General features: G+C 57.6%; 17 protein-coding genes. 4 read left to right on the forward strand and 13 right to left on the reverse strand.

The window, feature by feature from the left end; translation table 11 throughout:
- Positions 1 to 97 precede the first annotated feature (97 nt).
- Complete coding sequence (locus tag AC2FIO_RS08200) at positions 98 to 1021, forward strand: lysophospholipid acyltransferase family protein (protein ID WP_282120430.1); 924 nt, start codon at positions 98 to 100, stop codon at positions 1019 to 1021.
- On the opposite strand, the gene AC2FIO_RS08205 is transcribed toward AC2FIO_RS08200, so the two are convergent.
- Complete coding sequence (locus AC2FIO_RS08205; RefSeq protein ID WP_496696846.1) at positions 1022 to 1723, reverse strand: DUF1223 domain-containing protein; 702 nt, start codon at positions 1721 to 1723, stop codon at positions 1022 to 1024.
- Between the two features lie 231 nt (positions 1724 to 1954).
- Here AC2FIO_RS08205 and acnA point away from each other — a divergent pair, with 231 nt between their 5' ends.
- Positions 1955 to 4645, forward strand: a complete 2691-nt coding sequence (gene acnA, locus AC2FIO_RS08210; RefSeq protein WP_496696848.1) for an aconitate hydratase AcnA — start codon at positions 1955 to 1957, stop codon at positions 4643 to 4645.
- Positions 4646 to 4759: 114 nt separating this feature from the next.
- Here the strand turns inward: acnA and AC2FIO_RS08215 are convergent, their stop codons facing one another.
- The 10 genes from AC2FIO_RS08215 to yajC all read right to left on the reverse strand — a co-directional run bounded on the left by AC2FIO_RS08215 (position 4760) and on the right by yajC (position 11755).
- Entirely contained in the window at positions 4760 to 5296 is a 537-nt protein-coding gene (locus AC2FIO_RS08215) for a DsbE family thiol:disulfide interchange protein (RefSeq protein WP_282120427.1), read from the reverse strand.
- Positions 5289 to 5447 (reverse strand): heme exporter protein CcmD, encoded by a 159-nt coding sequence (gene ccmD / locus AC2FIO_RS08220; protein WP_199520000.1) that lies wholly within the window; start codon positions 5445 to 5447, stop codon positions 5289 to 5291. The genes AC2FIO_RS08215 and ccmD overlap by 8 nt, the downstream gene beginning before the upstream one ends.
- On the reverse strand, positions 5444 to 6217 hold the full coding sequence (locus tag AC2FIO_RS08225) for a heme ABC transporter permease (RefSeq protein ID WP_058274037.1): 774 nt from the start codon (positions 6215 to 6217) through the stop codon (positions 5444 to 5446). Before AC2FIO_RS08225 ends, ccmD begins: the two co-directional genes overlap by 4 nt.
- 61 nt (positions 6218 to 6278) lie before the next feature.
- Entirely contained in the window at positions 6279 to 6935 is a 657-nt protein-coding gene (gene ccmB / locus AC2FIO_RS08230; protein ID WP_058274038.1) for a heme exporter protein CcmB, read from the reverse strand.
- Positions 6932 to 7546, reverse strand: coding sequence for a heme ABC exporter ATP-binding protein CcmA (gene ccmA / locus AC2FIO_RS08235; RefSeq protein ID WP_496696852.1), 615 nt, complete (start codon positions 7544 to 7546; stop codon positions 6932 to 6934). The genes ccmB and ccmA overlap by 4 nt, the downstream gene beginning before the upstream one ends.
- A gap of 147 nt (positions 7547 to 7693) precedes the next feature.
- Positions 7694 to 8047 (reverse strand): Mth938-like domain-containing protein, encoded by a 354-nt coding sequence (locus AC2FIO_RS08240; protein ID WP_058278135.1) that lies wholly within the window; start codon positions 8045 to 8047, stop codon positions 7694 to 7696.
- The gene (locus tag AC2FIO_RS08245) at positions 8034 to 8804 is read right to left on the reverse strand and encodes a sulfite exporter TauE/SafE family protein (RefSeq protein WP_496696854.1); all 771 of its coding nucleotides are present in this window, start codon (positions 8802 to 8804) and stop codon (positions 8034 to 8036) included. The genes AC2FIO_RS08240 and AC2FIO_RS08245 overlap by 14 nt, the downstream gene beginning before the upstream one ends.
- Positions 8797 to 9771: a protein translocase subunit SecF gene (gene secF, locus AC2FIO_RS08250; RefSeq protein WP_496696856.1), complete on the reverse strand. Its 975-nt coding sequence runs from the start codon at positions 9769 to 9771 to the stop codon at positions 8797 to 8799. Before secF ends, AC2FIO_RS08245 begins: the two co-directional genes overlap by 8 nt.
- A gap of 1 nt (position 9772) precedes the next feature.
- On the reverse strand, positions 9773 to 11434 hold the full coding sequence (secD, locus tag AC2FIO_RS08255; RefSeq protein WP_496696858.1) for a protein translocase subunit SecD: 1662 nt from the start codon (positions 11432 to 11434) through the stop codon (positions 9773 to 9775).
- 33 nt (positions 11435 to 11467) lie between these two features.
- The gene (gene yajC / locus AC2FIO_RS08260) at positions 11468 to 11755 is read right to left on the reverse strand and encodes a preprotein translocase subunit YajC (RefSeq protein ID WP_058274044.1); all 288 of its coding nucleotides are present in this window, start codon (positions 11753 to 11755) and stop codon (positions 11468 to 11470) included.
- 201 nt (positions 11756 to 11956) lie between these two features.
- On the opposite strand from yajC, the gene AC2FIO_RS08265 reads away from it, so the two are divergent.
- Both AC2FIO_RS08265 and serS read left to right on the forward strand, forming a co-directional pair.
- On the forward strand, positions 11957 to 13621 hold the full coding sequence (locus AC2FIO_RS08265; protein WP_282169314.1) for a mechanosensitive ion channel family protein: 1665 nt from the start codon (positions 11957 to 11959) through the stop codon (positions 13619 to 13621).
- Between the two features lie 72 nt (positions 13622 to 13693).
- Positions 13694 to 14986 (forward strand): serine--tRNA ligase, encoded by a 1293-nt coding sequence (serS, locus tag AC2FIO_RS08270; RefSeq protein WP_496696861.1) that lies wholly within the window; start codon positions 13694 to 13696, stop codon positions 14984 to 14986.
- A gap of 54 nt (positions 14987 to 15040) precedes the next feature.
- Here the strand turns inward: serS and AC2FIO_RS08275 are convergent, their stop codons facing one another.
- Both AC2FIO_RS08275 and AC2FIO_RS08280 read right to left on the reverse strand, forming a co-directional pair.
- Complete coding sequence (locus AC2FIO_RS08275) at positions 15041 to 15649, reverse strand: helix-hairpin-helix domain-containing protein (RefSeq protein WP_496696863.1); 609 nt, start codon at positions 15647 to 15649, stop codon at positions 15041 to 15043.
- 91 nt (positions 15650 to 15740) lie between these two features.
- Positions 15741 to 16727 (reverse strand): fatty acid desaturase, encoded by a 987-nt coding sequence (locus AC2FIO_RS08280; RefSeq protein WP_282120416.1) that lies wholly within the window; start codon positions 16725 to 16727, stop codon positions 15741 to 15743.
- Between the last annotated feature and the right edge of the window lie 109 nt (positions 16728 to 16836).

A 16836-nucleotide genomic window follows, 5' to 3' on the forward strand; every position in this document is an offset into this window, starting at 1 on the left:
CAAGTCAAAACATGGCTTTGTTTTGCAACGCTTGTGGTTGCGGTTTCCGCCTTGTATGTCTTGCCCGGCAAATCGCAACAGCCGGTGAGACCTATTCATGCCCGTCGAAAAGTCGGAACTAAGCCGCACAGAGCTTAGAAAATACTACATCACTGGATTGTTCATGAAGGGCGTCATCGGGACCTTGAGGTTGTTGCCCTATGAAACACGTCTGGCCACCATGGGCGCAATCGCACGTGGGCTTTCACCGTTGATCGGCTTTACCAAACGCGTGCGCAGCAACTTGAAATTGACCCGCCCTGACCTGTCAGAAGCCGAGGTCAACAGAATTTGCAGCGCCGTTCCGGACAATGCCGGTCGCGCGATTATGGAGCATTTTTCGCCGGAAGGGTTCACCGAACGTCAGCGCACGGCAAAGGTAAGCGGCTCGGGTGTTGCCGCATTTGACACTGCCGTCGCCGAAGGGCGACCGATCATGATGATCACCGCGCATTTTGGTCACTATCTTGCGGCACGCATCGCCCTGCAGGAACGCAGCGGTCAACCGATTGGGTGCCTCTATCGCCGCATGGCGAACCCTTATTTCAACGACATGTATGTCGAGGCGTTCCATAAGACCGGCTCGCCGATGTTTGAACAGGGCCGTCGCGGAATGGTGGAGATGGTTCGTTCGCTCAAAAAAAATGGGATCATCGCGATCGTATCCGATCTGCACGCCCATGGCGGTGAAGAGCTGACATTCTTTGGCAAACCCGCCGTGACCTCAGTCCTGAATGCAGAACTGGCAATGAAATACAACGCCGTCCTGATCCCATGCTATGCGGTGCGGCAACCAAACGGCGTGGACTTTGAAATCGTGCTACACGATCCGGTGCCGCATACAGATCCGAAGACCATGACCCAGTTCACCAATGACGATCTTGAGGCCATGGTAAGACAGCATATGGGTCAGTGGTTTTGGATCCACCGGCGCTGGAAAGCCTGGAACGGTTTGGGCGTGCAGCCCGAGGACATGCCCTGATTATTTGACCCGCGCGGCTGCCACGATCGGGCCGTGCCCTGCCCTTTGCACCAGCACAACTACCGGATAATCTGTGTCGACGGTTACCGAATACGCCTGAGGCGCGACGCCGTCCCATTGACCTGCCATATGCCAGGCCTCGACAACATTGGCATAGTCCAGATCGTGGCCAGCCAGCTCTCCGCGTCGGATCGAGGCATGGCGCATCGGTGAATACTGAATGACCCTAATGTCATAGGTTTCTCCGGCCGGCAGTTCGACCGGCGTCACATCCACCGATACATCATCACCCGAGCGCACGGCCGTCACGGATGCTTGCGGGGTGGCCTTGAGATGTGCATTGATCAGGCGATCCAGTTCCCGCGATTGCGCCCCGACCACATCCTGCTGCCCATTCACCACCATCTGAGGCGTATAGATCATCGACCGCCCACCTTCTCGCGCATAAGTGCGCTGGCGCAGAGTGTGATCCGGGTCGGCATATTCGTCCTTCCAGCCGATGTAGTCCCAGTAATCCACATGCAGTGCCAGGCCGATCACATCGTCGCGTTTGGCCAAATCATGCATGATCCGGTCGGCAGGCGGACAGGACGAACAGCCCTGAGATGTGAACAACTCAACCACAACCGGGTCGCCCCCGGCCAGGGCTGCTGTAGAGAGAAACAAGGAAACTAGCGCTGTCGCGCGAATGGATCTGAACATTACGGGTCTCGGGCCTTTGGCTGGGTGTACTGCCCGGTTTAAACGCAAGCCCGTTCAACCTCCAATCAACGTTTCTTGAGACATGCGACCATCGTTACCCTTAAATTTTGTGTGCAATGGTATACATAACTCAATGAGCTCACCACCTTGGTCCTTGAACCAAAGGCGTTGGTGATGCAGATAAAGATTAGCGAATCCCGGGATCTAAGTCATTTCAGAGGGAGGCCACAGATGCCCATCAAAGTCGGACAAGATACCGCCAAAACACGCCGCAACCTTAGCGTGAATGGCAAATCCATTTCATATTATTCTATCCCCGCCGCGCAAGAGGCCGGTCTGGGTGATTTTTCCAAGCTTCCCGCCGCGCTCAAAGTGGTGCTCGAGAACATGCTGCGGTTCGAGGACGATGGTTTTTCCGTCGCGGTCGACGATATCAAAGCCTTTGGCGAATGGGCACGCAATGGCGGCAAGAACCCGCGCGAGATTGCGTATCGCCCTGCCCGCGTGTTGATGCAGGACTTTACCGGCGTTCCGGCTGTTGTTGATCTGGCCGCGATGCGCGATGGCATCAAAGGGCTGGGCGGCGATGCGCAGAAGATCAACCCGCTGAACCCGGTTGATCTGGTCATCGACCACTCGGTCATGATTGATGAATTCGGCAACCCGCGCGCGTTCCAGATGAACGTGGATCGCGAATATGAACGCAACATGGAGCGTTACCAGTTCCTGAAATGGGGGCAGTCAGCCTTCAACAACTTCCGCGTTGTTCCCCCCGGAACCGGCATCTGCCATCAGGTGAACCTGGAATACCTGGCGCAAACAGTCTGGACCGACACCGATCAGAACGGCGACGAAGTCGCCTACCCTGACACGCTGGTTGGCACCGACAGCCACACAACCATGGTCAACGGCATGGCCGTTCTGGGCTGGGGCGTCGGCGGGATCGAGGCCGAGGCCGCGATGCTGGGCCAGCCGATCTCGATGCTCATCCCTGAGGTAGTAGGCTTTGAGCTGACCGGCGCGATGGTGGAAGGCACCACTGGCACTGACCTTGTTCTAAAAGTCGTCGAGATGCTGCGCGCGAAAGGCGTGGTGGGCAAATTTGTCGAGTTCTACGGGAGCGGTCTGGACCGTTTGCCGTTGGCTGACCGCGCAACGATTGCCAATATGGCCCCCGAGTATGGCGCGACCTGCGGCTTCTTCCCGATTGATGGTGAGGCCCTGCGCTATATGCGTAACACCGGTCGGGATGAGGATCGCCTGGCACTGGTCGAAGCTTATGCCAAGGAAAACGGCCTTTGGCGTGATGAGAACTACGCGCCCATCTACACCGACACTCTGACGCTGGACATGGGCACGATCGTTCCCGCTATCTCCGGCCCGAAACGACCGCAGGACTATGTTGCGCTGACCGACGCCAAGGCGGCATTTACCAAGGAAATGGCCGAAACCTTTAAGCGCCCGATGGGCAAGCAGGTCGTGGTCAAGGGCGAAAACTACGGCATGGAATCGGGCAAGGTCGTGATCGCCTCGATCACATCCTGCACCAACACTTCGAACCCTTACGTGATGATCGGGGCCGGTCTGGTTGCAAAAAAGGCGCATGAGCTGGGCCTGAACCGACAGCCCTGGGTCAAAACTTCGCTGGCCCCCGGCTCGCAGGTTGTATCTGAATACCTTGAGGCGGCTGGCCTGCAGCAACATCTGGATGCCATCGGGTTCAACCTGGTTGGTTATGGCTGCACCACATGTATCGGCAACTCTGGCCCGATTCAGAGGGAGATCAGTGAAGCAATTGCCGAGGGTGATCTGGTCGCCACGTCCGTCCTGTCCGGCAACCGCAACTTTGAAGGCCGGATTTCGCCGGACGTGCGGGCCAACTACCTCGCCTCGCCACCGCTGGTTGTAGTCTATGCGTTGGCTGGCACCATGGATATCGACCTGACATCCGAGCCGATTGGGCAGGACAAGGACGGCAATGACGTCTTCATGAAGGACATCTGGCCAACCCAAAGCGAAATTGCCGAGCTGGTGCAGGAAACTGTCACCCGCGAAGCGTTCCAGTCGAAATATGCGGATGTCTTCAAAGGCGATGAGAAATGGCAAAGCGTCGAGGTTCCGCAACAGGAAACCTATGACTGGCCGCCGACTTCGACCTATATCCAGAACCCTCCCTATTTTCAGGGAATGGGTACCGAGCCGGGCACGATCTCAAATATCGAAGGGGCCAAGGTGTTGGCGGTTCTTGGGGACATGGTCACGACCGACCACATCTCACCCGCAGGGTCTTTTGCAAGCACTTCACCTGCCGGTCAGTACCTGATCGAACGTCAGGTGCAGCCACGCGAGTTCAACTCCTACGGTTCCCGCCGCGGCAACCACGAGGTCATGATGCGTGGCACATTCGCCAACATCCGCATCAAGAATGAGATGCTGGACGGCGTCGAAGGCGGCTATACCAAAGGTCCTGACGGCGAACAGGCTTCGATCTACGACGCATCAATGGCCTACCAGGAACTAGGCCTTCCGCTGGTCGTCTTTGGTGGCGAGCAATACGGCGCCGGCTCATCCCGGGACTGGGCTGCCAAGGGCACGGCCTTGCTGGGCGTCAAAGCCGTGATCGCCGAAAGCTTTGAGCGTATCCACAGGTCCAACTTGGTTGGCATGGGCGTGATCCCGTTCGAGTTCACCGGCGGCGACACCCGCAAGACATTGGGCCTGACAGGCGATGAAACCGTATCAATCCACGGCTTGGATTCGGTCGAGCCGCTGCAAGAGGTGCCCTGCACCATCATTTTCGGCGACGGAACCGAGAAAACAATCACGCTGAAATGCCGGATCGATACCGCGCCCGAGATCGAATACATCGAAAACGGCGGCGTGCTGCAATATGTGCTGCGGAACCTTGCCAAGGAAGATTAAAGCAACAAAGCCCCGGCCAATGCGCCGGGGCTTTTTCTTGGGTGCCAGCGCAACTAGCAGAAATAAGAAATAGAGCGCGTGCAGCAGGCACGCTCCGGATGGCAACGGATCAGATCACTGGCCGGCTTTTTCCAGTGCCGGGCGGATCCTGCTTTCGATGACGCGCTGCGTAATCGGACCGGCAAAGCGCAGGATGATTGTGCCCTCTCCGTCGATTACATAAGTTTCCGGAACACCGTAAAGACCCCAGTCCAGCGCCATGCGCCCTTGTTCATCCCGTCCGATGGCCTCATATGGGTCGCCCAGTTCGGTCAGAAAACCTTCGGCATTGGCCAACTGATCCTTGTAGTTGATGCCATAGACCGGGATGCCCTCTTCGGACAGCGCCTCAAGGTTGGGGTGCTCAGCCCGGCAGGGCGCACACCAGCTGGCCCAATAGTTGACCAGCTTGACCTCACCATCACGCAGGGTGTCATCGTCGAACAACGTTTTGCCCGGAAACTCGGTCAGAGCGACAGGTGGCGCGGGCTGCCCTTCGCGTGCAGATGGCAAGGCATCGGGGTCATCCCGGAACATGCCAATGCCGGCCAAAACGGCAAAAGCGCCGAAGATCAACGGCGGCGCAACCATCAGGGGTGAGATTTTAGCCATTGCGTGACATCCTGTGTTCGAGCTTTTCCATTTCCGCCCGGACTTTGCGCCCACGCATTACGCTGAGAGCCACCAGTGCAATCAGCAACCCCAGCGAGGCCGCATAGGACCACAGGACCGCGTCGGCATATTTTCCAAGATCAGGGATCATCCGTTTAGCCTTTCTCGCGCCAGCAGCGCCTTAATCCGTCGCGCCCGGATTTCCGTTCCTGTGCGATACAGAACCAACGCAATGAACAGCAGCACAAATCCGATGATACATACCAGCAGCGGATAGAAATAAATGTTGCTGACTTTTTCTTCGGTATCCGCGCCGGTGACGGCTGCGGCGCGCATCACGGATGCCCCCTGATGCAGGCCTTGGTTCCAGAAGTTCACCGCATAGCGGCTGAGCAAGGCAAAAACCGACCCCACCAGACACAGGACCGAGGTCAGATCAGCGGCTGTATCGGAATCCTCGATCGCTTCCCACAGGGCTACGTAGCCAAGGTAAAACAGAAACAGGATCAGGAAAGCCGTCAGGCGTGGATCCCAGGCCCACCACGTACCCCACATCGGTTGCCCCCAGATCGCGCCGGTTGCCAACGCGATCAGGGTCATCACGATACCGATGGGAGCTGCCGCTCGCGCAGCGAGTGCACTGACATGGTGGCGGCGCACCAGCCAGACCAAAGATGTGGCCAGCATCATCAGCCAGCAATTGATCGCCATCAGCGCCGCAGGCACATGCAGGTAAATGATCTTGACGGTCGAGCCCTGCTTGTAGTCATCCGGCGTGAAGAAAAAGCCCCAGATCAGCCCGACGACCAGACACACAAAAGAAGTCATCCAGAAGAACGGCAGGACCCGCTCGCTGGTCGCGAGGAATTTGCGCGGGTTGGCGTATTCCCAGAGGGTATTGGCTTTGGCTGCGATAGACATGGGCTCTACTTAGTCCGACTCGTGTTTGTTCTCAATTGACATCAGTCAAACTGCGACCGTGTCACCGAAGGTTGATCCGCAGCACGGCCGCACTGGCAAAAGGCAACAGAGCAATCGTGGCCGCCGTGATCCCTGCCAGCATCAACAGCGGTGTCTGCGTTTCCATCCCCGTGGCGCCGCGGCGTGCGACTTCGGCCCCGAAGATCAGCGTGGGAACATACAACGGCAGGACAAGCAATGACAACAATAGCCCCCCCCGTTTCAGGCCGACAGTCAGAGCTGCGCCAAAGGTCCCGATCACACTCATGGCCGGGGTGCCGACCAAAAGTGAGATCACCAGCCAGAAAAAGCCTGGCACCGGCAAGTTCAGTAGCACACCCAGAAACGGCGCGGCTAGAACCAGTGGCAAACCCGTTGTTATCCAGTGGGCCAGCGCCTTGATCGACACAACCGCCTCAAGCGGCAAGGGCGCGGTGGCCAACAGGTCAAGCGACCCGTCTTCCCAATCCAACGCAAGCAGACGATCAAGCGATAACAGGCAGGCCAAAAGCGCGCCCAGCCAAAGCACACCCGGGGCAATGGTCGACAGCAGCGAAGATTGCGGGCCGACTGAGAACGGCACCAGAACGGTCACAATCAAAAAGAACGCCAGACCAAGGCCAAACCCCCCGCCCGCGCGGAAGGCCAGTTTCAGGTCGCGCAGCAGCAGGGCGATCACAGGAAGCCTCCGTCAAAGTCGTCGATGGGTTTTGGTTTGGCTTTGTTGGGACCCACATCCAGAACCGCGCCGTCCAGACCAAGGTCGATATGGGTTGCGATCAGGGCGGAACCGCCCTGCCCCAGATGGGCACGAACGGTATCGGCGAACATCTGGACGGCGCTTTTGTCCAGTGACACCGTCGGTTCGTCCAGCATCCAGATCGGCCGCCCGGTGATCAGCATCCGGGCCAGTCCAAGGCGACGTTTCTGCCCGGCGGACAGGTTTCCCGCATGGCGGTCCGACAGCTCGTTCAAGGCAAAGGCATCCAATGCCGGTTGGATGTCATCTGTCCCAAAGACCGAGGCCCAGAAGGTCAGGTTTTCCACAACCGTCAACGTTGGCTTCAACCCGTCAGAATGCGAGGCGTAGGCAATTTGATCCTCGGCCCCGTCAATGGTTCCGCTCAACGCCGGCTGCAACCCCGCAAGTGTACGCAGCAAAGTTGTTTTGCCGATCCCGTTTGGCCCACGCAGGATCAGTGCTTGCCCGGATTGAAGCGAGAAGTTGAGCCCCTCGAGCACGGGGATACCCCCGCGGGTGATGGCAAGATCGGTTACGGTCAGTGTCATACCTTCCCGCTTATCTTATTGCGCATAGGGGCAAAAGGCGGGATTTGCCGCAGGGCAATGCCCGAGCCGCTTTCGGATAAACATGAAAATGAGGGGCTACCCCCTCCCGCTCCCCGGGATATTTTTGGTCAGATGAAACGGATCCCGTCAGGTGGGAAGCAAAGCCAGCGCGATGCGGCGGCCTTCGGAGAGCAGAACATTGTAGGTACGGCAGGCTGCAGGAGAGTTCATGATCTCAACGCCTATGCTGGCCTGCTCAAGCGCCGCTCGAAGGTCTGAGGGGATATGGGCCAGATCAGCGCCCGTTCCGATCAACAGGACATCCACATGCCCAGCCAGTGTAAGCAAAGAGGATTGATCGTCGTATCCGCCCCAACCGGTGGTGCCCGATGGACCGGTCAGAACCGCCCCTTCGTGGACCTGGCCACCAATACGGAAAAAGCCGGGCCCGTAGCCATCGACCGGTGTTGCGTTGTTATATGTTATCTCATTCAACCGCATGGATATCTTCTATGCCCCAAAGCGGCAGGCCCGACAAGGCGGCCAGCGCGATGACCACGTAGGCGGCGGTGCGGTAGAGCTTTTCCTTTTCGGGGTTGAATAGCCAGCCGCCCAGCCAATTGCCCAAAAGGTTCGGGACCGACAGAGCCAGCCCCAGAACAACACTGTCGAAGGTCACACGCCCCATGACAGACAGAGAGCCGAAAATAAGAAAGTCGAAGCCGAAAAGGAACAGCAGGATCGTGGCCCGAATGACTTCTACCGGCAGCGGACGGGACATGTAAAACAGGATCACCGCCGGTCCAGGCAACCCAGCGACGCCGCCGAGAAAACCCGCAGCGCCACCGATGGCTGTCACCATCGCGCGTCGCACGCGGCCTTGGTAGCGTAATCCAAGGATCAGGATAGCGAGCATGAACAAGGCCAGGAAGCTGACCGCGTATCGGAACACCTCGGGCTCGACCTGCGTGAGGACCCACAAGCCAACAGGCAGGATCAAAGCGCAGCCAAGCAGCAACCGTGCCAGGTCTCCGCGGTCTACGGCGCGCCACGCCCGCCGCAGGTTGGGGAGTGGCCCGAAGATATCCATGATCGTCAGTCCGATCAGCGCCCCAAACGGGCCGAGGAACGGAGTGGCCAGAGGCAGAAAAATCAGCGCGGTGCCAAAGCCGGAAAACCCGCGTACGATGCCGCCTAGCGTCGCTGCAAAAAAGATAACGGCCAGCCCCGTGGGGGACTGGCCGAGAATATCAGGCATCCACATTTGCGAACTGGTTGCCCGCGTTGTTGGACGGCTTCGACCAGTCGCGCTTGACGCCCAGCCACAGCAGGATGGTCGAGGCCACAAAGACCGAGGAATACGTCCCTACGATCACGCCCCAGATCATCGCGAAAACAAAGCCGCGGATCACGTCCCCGCCCAGTACGTAAAGCGAGATCAGCGCCAGCAGCGTGGTGACCGAGGTCATCACCGTCCGGCTAAGCGTTTCGTTGATCGAGATGTTCAGGACCTCTTTCAGGTCCTTCTTCTTGTACTTCCGCAGGTTCTCGCGGACGCGGTCAAAGACGACCACGGTGTCGTTCAGCGAATACCCCACGATGGTCAGCAATGCGGCGATGATGGCCAGATCGAACCGGATTTGCAGTTCCGAAAATATGCCGATCGTGAGGATTACGTCGTGAACCAATGCGGCCACCGCGCCCAAGGCGAACTGCCATTCGAAACGCAGCCAGATATATACCAGCACCGCTCCGATCGCCAACACCACCGCGATAACCGCAGTTTGGATCAGCTCACCCGAGACTTTAGGACCGACGGATTCAACGCTTTCAAACGGCAATTTGAGGCCCGGATCAGCAGCAGCAAGCACCTCGCCGACCTGAGTGATCACGTCCGATGTAACCGCCTCGGCGTCTTCTTGAGCCTGGATACGGATCATCGCAACATTCTCATTCGGTCCAAAGTTTGGATCGAAAATCTCTGTGATTGTCACATCCCCCAATTCCAACGGGGCAAGGGCGTCACGATAGACTCCGACATCAATCTCTTGGGTGCTTTGCGTCCGGATCGTTGTGCCACCGCGGAAGTCGATGCCGAAGTTCAGCCCCTGAAGCATGAAGGACGTGAACGCCACGATCATCATCAAGGCCGAGATACCCAGCCAGATTTTCCATCGGCTGAAGAAATCGAACGAGGTATTCTGGGGTACGAGTTTCAGTCTCATGTCAAACCTCGATCGTTTTCGGGCGGCGGCGTTCAAACCAGATCACGATCATCAGGCGCGTCACGAAGATCGCGGTGAAGACCGAGGTCAGAATGCCCAGACCCAGCGTGATGGCAAAACCGCGTACCGGACCGCTGCCCATGGCAAACAGGATAACAGCGGTGATGAATGTGGTCACGTTTGCGTCCAGAATGGCCGACAACGCCTTTTCATAACCCAGTTCGATCGCGCGCGCCGGGCCTCTGGCGGATTTCAGTTCTTCGCGGATACGCTCAAAAATCAGCACGTTGGCATCCACCGCCATACCAACCGTCAGCACGATACCGGCGATACCGGGCAGCGTCAGGGTGGCTCCGATCAGGGACAACAGACCAAACAGCAGGCCGACGTTGATGATCAGGGCGACGTTGGCAAAGAGACCAAACAAACCATAGCTGAGCGCCATAAAGGCAAGCACCGCGACGAAGGCTACGATGGTTGCGACCTTACCCGCGTCGATGCTGTCCTGCCCCAGTTCGGGGCCGATGGTACGCTCTTCGAGGAATTCCAGCCCGGCTGGCAACGCGCCTGCGCGCAACAGAACAGCCAGATTGGTGCTTTCTTCGACGGTGAAGTTGCCGGTGATGATGCCCGAACCGCCGGGAATGTGGCTTTGAATGACAGGGGCTGAGATGACCTCATCATCAAGAATGATTGCGAACGGCTGGCCGATATTTTCCAGCGTATAGTCGCCGAACTTGCGCGCTCCCGAAGTGTTGAACCGGAAGCTGACCGCTGGGCGACCGTTCTGGTCGAAGGCTGGCTGCGCGTCCACCAGCTCTTCACCGGTGACGACTGGGGCCGCCTCGACTGTGTAAAACAAACCGGTTTCGTCGATGGAGGGGAGGACCTGTTCGCCAATCCCCGGCACTGCGTCCGGGTTGGTGCCCCGCCCCACAACGGGATTGAATGTCAGCTGAGCGGTGGTGCCGATGATCTCTTTCAGTTCACCAGCACTGCCGATACCCGGCACCTGAATAAGGATACGATCCGCACCCTGCCGTTGGATCGTGGGTTCACGCGTTCCGACCTCGTCAATACGACGGCGCACAATCTCAAGCGACTGGCGCACAGTGCGGTCGTCTGTGGCAAGTTTTTCCGCCTCGGACAGTTGAACAACGATTGTGTCGCCTTCAGCCCGCGCCTCGATATCGGTTGCCCCTACACCGGTCAGGGTTTGCACCTGACGGGCCAGGCCGCGCACAACTTCAAGCGCTCGGGACATACCCTCGGGCTGGCTGATGCGCACCCGAATCTCGTCCGGGGCCGACTCTTGCTTGCGGATGGTGCCTACAGTGGCGCGCTCATCCCGCAGCGCATCGCGAATTTCGGGCCACATGGCCTCCATCCGGGATTCGTACACATCGCCGACCTGAACTTCGGCCAACAGATGCGCACCACCGCGCAGATCGAGGCCCAGATTGACCAGCGACGACGGCAGCCAGTTCGGCCATTGCGCCGCCTCGGCCTGCATTTCGGGAGTGTCGATGCCAAGCTCAATTGCGGCCTTGGCATCGTTGGATTGCTCGACGCGCGTATAAAACGCATTCGGCAGGGCAAGGATCAGACCGATCACGCAGACCAGCCAGATCAGAACCCGCTTCCAGGTATCAATTTGCAGCATTACCCTGCCTTTTCAAGGAATTGTGGCGCGAAGTTACTTCGCGGGCTCAGTCTTGTTCAGAACCTGCGCAATGGTCGACTTGACCACACGAACCTTCACACCCTCGGCGATTTCAACTTCGATCTCGTTGTCGCCTTCCTTGACCTTGGACACTTTGCCGATCATTCCACCCTGGGTGACGACCTGATCGCCGCGACGCACGGCTTCGACCATGGCCTGATGTTGCTTCATCTTTTTTTGCTGCGGACGGATCAGCAGAAAATACATGATCGCGAAGATCAGGATCAGCGGGAGAAACTGGGCGATTGCGCCACCTTCCATGGGATATTCCTTTGTTTTGGTGCTGCGGAAATGCTCCGCAAATTTGGCGGGAACCTATGCTCTGAATTGCGCCTTTGCAAGCGAAGGCAACGCTGTACACCGCCCTGACCCGGCCACAGTGCACAAAGAACAAGCCAGGCGTTGCAGATATGTCCTAGGCACCTCGCTGAAACCGGGTATAGTTCGGGTTAAGGGGGACATATGGCAAGGCAATTCAAGCCCTTCCTTTTGCTGGTTTATTTTCTGACGGCCCTGGCGTCCAGCCTGTGGTTTTCGGACGTCGTACTGGCACAGGAAACACCGACAGAGCCCCCTGCTTCTGACGGGGCGGACTCGGACAGTTTCGTGGCTCCGGTCATCGTGGACGGGGACGTATTGTTCCAGGTCAGGGGATCCAGTGCCCTGCCCGCGCCAGAGAGGGCGGAAGACGTTCAGGACAAGATCATCGAAATCGCCGAAGCCTCGGATGCACTGACGGTTGAGGTGACATACGAAGAGACCGAGTTCGGCATTTGGACCCTGGCCGATGGCGAGAGAGTCTCGATCGTCACCGAAGCCGATGCCGAGTTGGATCAGATGGAGCTTAGCGTTCTAAGCGTTTTGCACGGGAACGCGATCAAAAAATCCATCGAAGACTACCGCGCCAACCGCACCGATCGGGCGCGCGTGTCCGGTGCAATTGAGGCAGTGGCATGGACCATTGGTTTTGTGGCGTTTGTGGTGGCAATCCTGTGGGTGCACCGTCGGATTCGACGGAAGACATTAAAATTTGTCTCACTTCACCTCAAGGACGTGGAAACTGCCACAGCCAAAAGCGTTCAGGCCGAAGCGATCGCTGCGCTGGTACGATATGGGTTGAACTTCGTTCTGCTCATCATCTTCTTTCTCGGCTTTTATTACTACCTTTCGTTTGTTCTGCTGGCTTTCGCCGAAACCCGCTATTTTGCGCAGCTGTTGCTGACCTATCTGACCGAGCCGGTACTGCTGATCTTCAAAGGCATTATCAGTTACATCCCCAATTTGATCATGCTGGGCCTGATTTCTTGGGTGGCGCTGTACATCATCAAGGGGATGCGGGTGTTCTTCGACGCGGTCGAGGCGGGTTCCTTCGACATGGGCGATTTCGAAAAGCACTGGGTCAGCCCAACCTTCAACATTGCCCGTGTTGTGGTGATCATGATCGCCTTGGTCTTTGCCGTTCCCTACATCCCCGGATCGGATTCGGCGGCGTTCCAGGGGTTGACGATCCTGGTTGGTGCCATGCTGTCGCTTGGTGCAAATTCTGTCGTCTCAAACATGCTGGCAGGACTGTTTGTGATCTATCGTCGCTCGACCTCGATCGGGGACCGAATTCAGATCGGCGACCACATCGGCGATGTAGTTCAGATCAAACTGATGGAGACGCATCTGAAATCCATTAAGAACGAACTGATCTCGATCCCTAATGCGCAACTGATGAATTCGGATGTGGTGAACTTCTCGAAGAAAACAGACGGCAGCGGACTGCTTCTGCATACCACGGTTGGCATCGGCTATGAAGAGCCGCCCGAGAAGGTCGAGGCGATGCTGATCGAGGCCGCCAACCGCACCAAGGGGATCAAGTCCAAGCCGGAACCGTTTGTTTTGTGGACAGCATTAGCCGATTACGCGATCAATTATCAAATCAACGGGTATTCGACACGCGGCAGTATTATTCCAAAGATTAAATCGGACCTGCATCGCAACATCGTGGCCGTGTTCAATGAAAACAGTGTGCAGATCATGACGCCCTCTTACATGGCTGATCCGCCTGATCCCAAGATCCCAACCGAACATTGGGATGGCCATCTGGCGCATGAAACACACGAGGATGCCGATAAGTCGTAACCGGCGCTACACCCCGCCTTTCAGATGGTGCATAAGCGGTTTCAGTGATTCACGCATTTAAGGATCTGAACCATGCACGACATCCGCGCCATTCGCGAAAACCCCGCCGCCTTCGACGCCGCACTTGCGCGCCGTGGGGACGCGCCGGTGTCGTCAGATTTGCTGAGACTGGACGAAAGCCGCCGGGCCAAGATTCAGTCCGCAGAAACGGCACAAGCCGAACAGAACAAGGCCAGCAAAGAAGTCGGTGCCGCCAAGGCACGCGGCGACGAGGCTGAATTTCAACGCCTGCGCGCGCTGGTCGCCGAGAAAAAGGCCGAAATTGCCCGGATGCAGACCGAGGCCAAGGATCTGGATGCGCTGCTGACTGATCAGCTGATCCGCATCCCGAATCTGCCAGCCGAGGACGCGCCAGAAGGTGCGGACGAGAACGACAATGTCGAGGTCAACCGCTGGGGCACTCCGCGTGAGTTGGATTTTGCACCGAAAGAGCATTTTGAAATCGAGGCCGTTCAGAACGGCATGGATTTTGAAACGGCGGCAAAGCTGTCCGGCTCGCGTTTCGTCCTGTTGTCCGGCGGCGTCGCCCGCGTTCACCGCGCACTGGCGCAGTTCATGCTGGACACGCATATCAACGAAAATGAACTGACTGAAGTGAATGCTCCGGTTCTGGTTCTGTCCGAGATGATGCAGGGCACAGGTCAATTGCCGAAGTTTGGCGAAGACAGCTATCAGACCCGCGAAGGCTGGTGGCTGATCCCGACGTCCGAGGTGTCGCTGACCAATATCGTCAACGACACGATGATTGAAGAAAGCTACCTGCCCCGCCGCTACACCGCGCATTCCCTGTGCTTCCGGTCTGAGGCCGGATCGGCTGGCCGGGACACGCGCGGCATGTTGCGCCAGCACCAGTTCGAAAAGGTCGAAATGGTCTCGGTCACCCATCCCGACAAGTCGGATGAAGAGCAAAAACGCATGCTGCGCTGTGCCGAAGGTATTCTGGAAAAGCTGGGCATCCCCTATCGCACCGTGATCCTGTGCACAGGCGACATGGGCTTTGGCGCGCGCCGTACCTTTGACATCGAAGCATGGCTGCCGGGTCAGGATACGTACCGTGAGATCAGTTCAGTCTCGACTTGTGGTGATTTTCAGGCGCGCCGGATGAACGCGCGCTTCCGTCCCGTGGCAGGAGGCAAACCGGAATACGTTCACACCCTGAACGGATCCGGTCTGGCTGTTGGGCGCTGCCTGATCGCCGTGCTGGAAAACGGCCAGAACGCAGACGGCACCGTCACCCTGCCCGAGGTTCTGGCCCCCTATCTGGGTGGTAAGCTGACGCTGCAACTGGACGGCACGCTGGCATAAGAAAACCGGCGGCCAACAGGGCGCCGGTTCAAGAGGCTTAAGGGCGGAGAAGGCTTACTTCTTCGCCTTTTTCTTATCCTTCTTTTTATCTTTTTTCTTATCTTTCTTCTTGTCCGTCTTGTCGGCCTTTTTCTTTTTATCTTTCTTCTTATCTTTCTTCGCCTTGGCCTTCACCTTGTCCTTGGCTTTTGAAAAGACGGCTTCCATTTCCTCAAGCTTTTTAGCGGCCTTTTCAGCCTTGGCTTTGGCCTTAGCCTTCTTTTTTGCCTTGGCTTCTGCCAGTTCGGCTGCGGCCTTTTCCTCAGCCGCTTTGCGCGCAGCCTCTTCCGCCCGCTTGTCGGCAGCGGCGGCGGCGATGGTCTTGCGGGGCGCTGTTCGGCGCGCTGCGGGCTTTTTGGCAGGCGCGCGGCGCGTACTTGTTTTCGCAGCAGGGCGTTTGGCGGCTGGCTTAGTCGCGGCGGGTTTTGCGGCTGCTGGTTTCGCCGCAATCGCCTCTTTCGCGGCGGCAATCAGGACGGCTGCGCGGGCTTTGCCGATACGAGGAGCTTTGACCAGTGCAGCGGGGGTTGCCTTGGCAACAGCTTCAGCGGTTTTGAAACCGTTGGCGGTGAGTGACTTTCCTAGCCCCTCTCCAACGCCTTTTATTGCGGTCACTGCGGTCATTCTTTGTCCTTTCCGATTTTCCCTGCATTATCTTATGTATACCAGATACACGTTCTCACAAGCCAGTGCCCAGGGATGCAGGTCATTTGTGTCAGCTACTGTGTGCGAGGTTACCGGATTGATCCTTTCCGGGAAACGGAACAAGCCGCTTGGCGTCTTCGTCCCACAGTTTCAGGTTTAAAGCGGCAACAGCCTCGGGGAATTTGATCCGGCGGGGCGTGAATTCGGGCGGTAGGTTATAGTGGCATGCACGCAGCCGATAAGACGGAATGCGCGCATTGAAATGATGGATGTCGTGCAGCGTGATGCACGCAACCGCATTGTCGAACCACCACCCGAAATCCAGCGCCGATGATCCCTGAAGCGCCGCTAGTTGCGGGTCCAGATCCGGACGACGGTCCCAGTATGTGTCTTCGAAATTGTGCTGCAGATAGACCAAAAACACACCCAGCATCCCGCCCAAAAGCGAAAACACCAACCAGACCAGAATACCCGTGGCGCCAGCTATCAGGTAAAGAAGGCCAAGAAAGACGATGATCGACAAGTTGTGGAGCAATACCCCCTTCACGCCAAACCGAATCGTGTTTTTGGGCCACCGATAGCGGACGAAATACGTGAACAGAGCCCCGGCCGGAACCAGGATGAAAGGATTTCGGTAGAGCCTGTAAAACAGGCGCGCTTTCCAATCCGCCTTGTTCCATTCCCGCACGGTCATCGTATGGATTTCGCCCGTCTCACGGTGCTCGAGATTGCCGATACCGGCGTGGTGCAGGTTGTGATTCTGTTTCATCACCTCGAAGGGCGCAAAGGTGAACGGCGAAAGCCCGTGCCCCGCCCACTCGTTTTGGCGACGTGTCTCAAACAGCGAGTGATGCCCGCAATCGTGCTGTAGCACGTAAAGGCGCACCGCCGAAAAGGCAAAGACGACCCCGGCCGGGATCATGACATACCAGCGATCCACATAGGCAATCGCCAGCGCCAGCGATGTGAAATACATCGCGAAGGTTCCAAAATAGCTCAGCGCGGCCAATCTGTTGTCCTGAACCGCGTATTGCCGAGTGTATTCCCTCAGATCCATCCAGCCGCTCCTCACGTTGGTCAGGTCCAATGGTTGTCAAAAACTGGTGCGGAAGCTCCGCGTGAAATTACGCACACAAAAACAGATGCACGCCAGTGAATGCTAGCGT

The organism is Ruegeria sp. CDSB086 (assembly GCF_059611065.1).

Excerpts from the sequence above, each read along its gene's own strand:
- AC2FIO_RS08205 (WP_496696846.1), bottom strand. The coding sequence starts at position 1,723 with ATGTTCAGATCCATTCGCGCGACAGCGCTAGTTTCCTTGTTTCTCTCT.
- ccmA (WP_496696852.1), bottom strand. The coding sequence starts at position 7,546 with ATGACACTGACCGTAACCGATCTTGCCATCACCCGCGGGGGTATCCCC.
- secF (WP_496696856.1), bottom strand. The coding sequence starts at position 9,771 with ATGAGACTGAAACTCGTACCCCAGAATACCTCGTTCGATTTCTTCAGC.
- AC2FIO_RS08215 (WP_282120427.1), bottom strand. The coding sequence starts at position 5,296 with ATGGCTAAAATCTCACCCCTGATGGTTGCGCCGCCGTTGATCTTCGGC.
- AC2FIO_RS08240 (WP_058278135.1), bottom strand. The coding sequence starts at position 8,047 with ATGCGGTTGAATGAGATAACATATAACAACGCAACACCGGTCGATGGC.
- AC2FIO_RS08280 (WP_282120416.1), bottom strand. The coding sequence starts at position 16,727 with ATGGATCTGAGGGAATACACTCGGCAATACGCGGTTCAGGACAACAGA.
- AC2FIO_RS08245 (WP_496696854.1), bottom strand. The coding sequence starts at position 8,804 with ATGCCTGATATTCTCGGCCAGTCCCCCACGGGGCTGGCCGTTATCTTT.
- ccmD (WP_199520000.1), bottom strand. The coding sequence starts at position 5,447 with ATGATCCCTGATCTTGGAAAATATGCCGACGCGGTCCTGTGGTCCTAT.
- acnA (WP_496696848.1), top strand. The coding sequence starts at position 1,955 with ATGCCCATCAAAGTCGGACAAGATACCGCCAAAACACGCCGCAACCTT.
- AC2FIO_RS08200 (WP_282120430.1), top strand. The coding sequence starts at position 98 with ATGCCCGTCGAAAAGTCGGAACTAAGCCGCACAGAGCTTAGAAAATAC.
- AC2FIO_RS08275 (WP_496696863.1), bottom strand. The coding sequence starts at position 15,649 with ATGACCGCAGTGACCGCAATAAAAGGCGTTGGAGAGGGGCTAGGAAAG.
- serS (WP_496696861.1), top strand. The coding sequence starts at position 13,694 with ATGCACGACATCCGCGCCATTCGCGAAAACCCCGCCGCCTTCGACGCC.
- secD (WP_496696858.1), bottom strand. The coding sequence starts at position 11,434 with ATGCTGCAAATTGATACCTGGAAGCGGGTTCTGATCTGGCTGGTCTGC.
- AC2FIO_RS08265 (WP_282169314.1), top strand. The coding sequence starts at position 11,957 with ATGGCAAGGCAATTCAAGCCCTTCCTTTTGCTGGTTTATTTTCTGACG.
- AC2FIO_RS08225 (WP_058274037.1), bottom strand. The coding sequence starts at position 6,217 with ATGTCTATCGCAGCCAAAGCCAATACCCTCTGGGAATACGCCAACCCG.
- yajC (WP_058274044.1), bottom strand. The coding sequence starts at position 11,755 with ATGGAAGGTGGCGCAATCGCCCAGTTTCTCCCGCTGATCCTGATCTTC.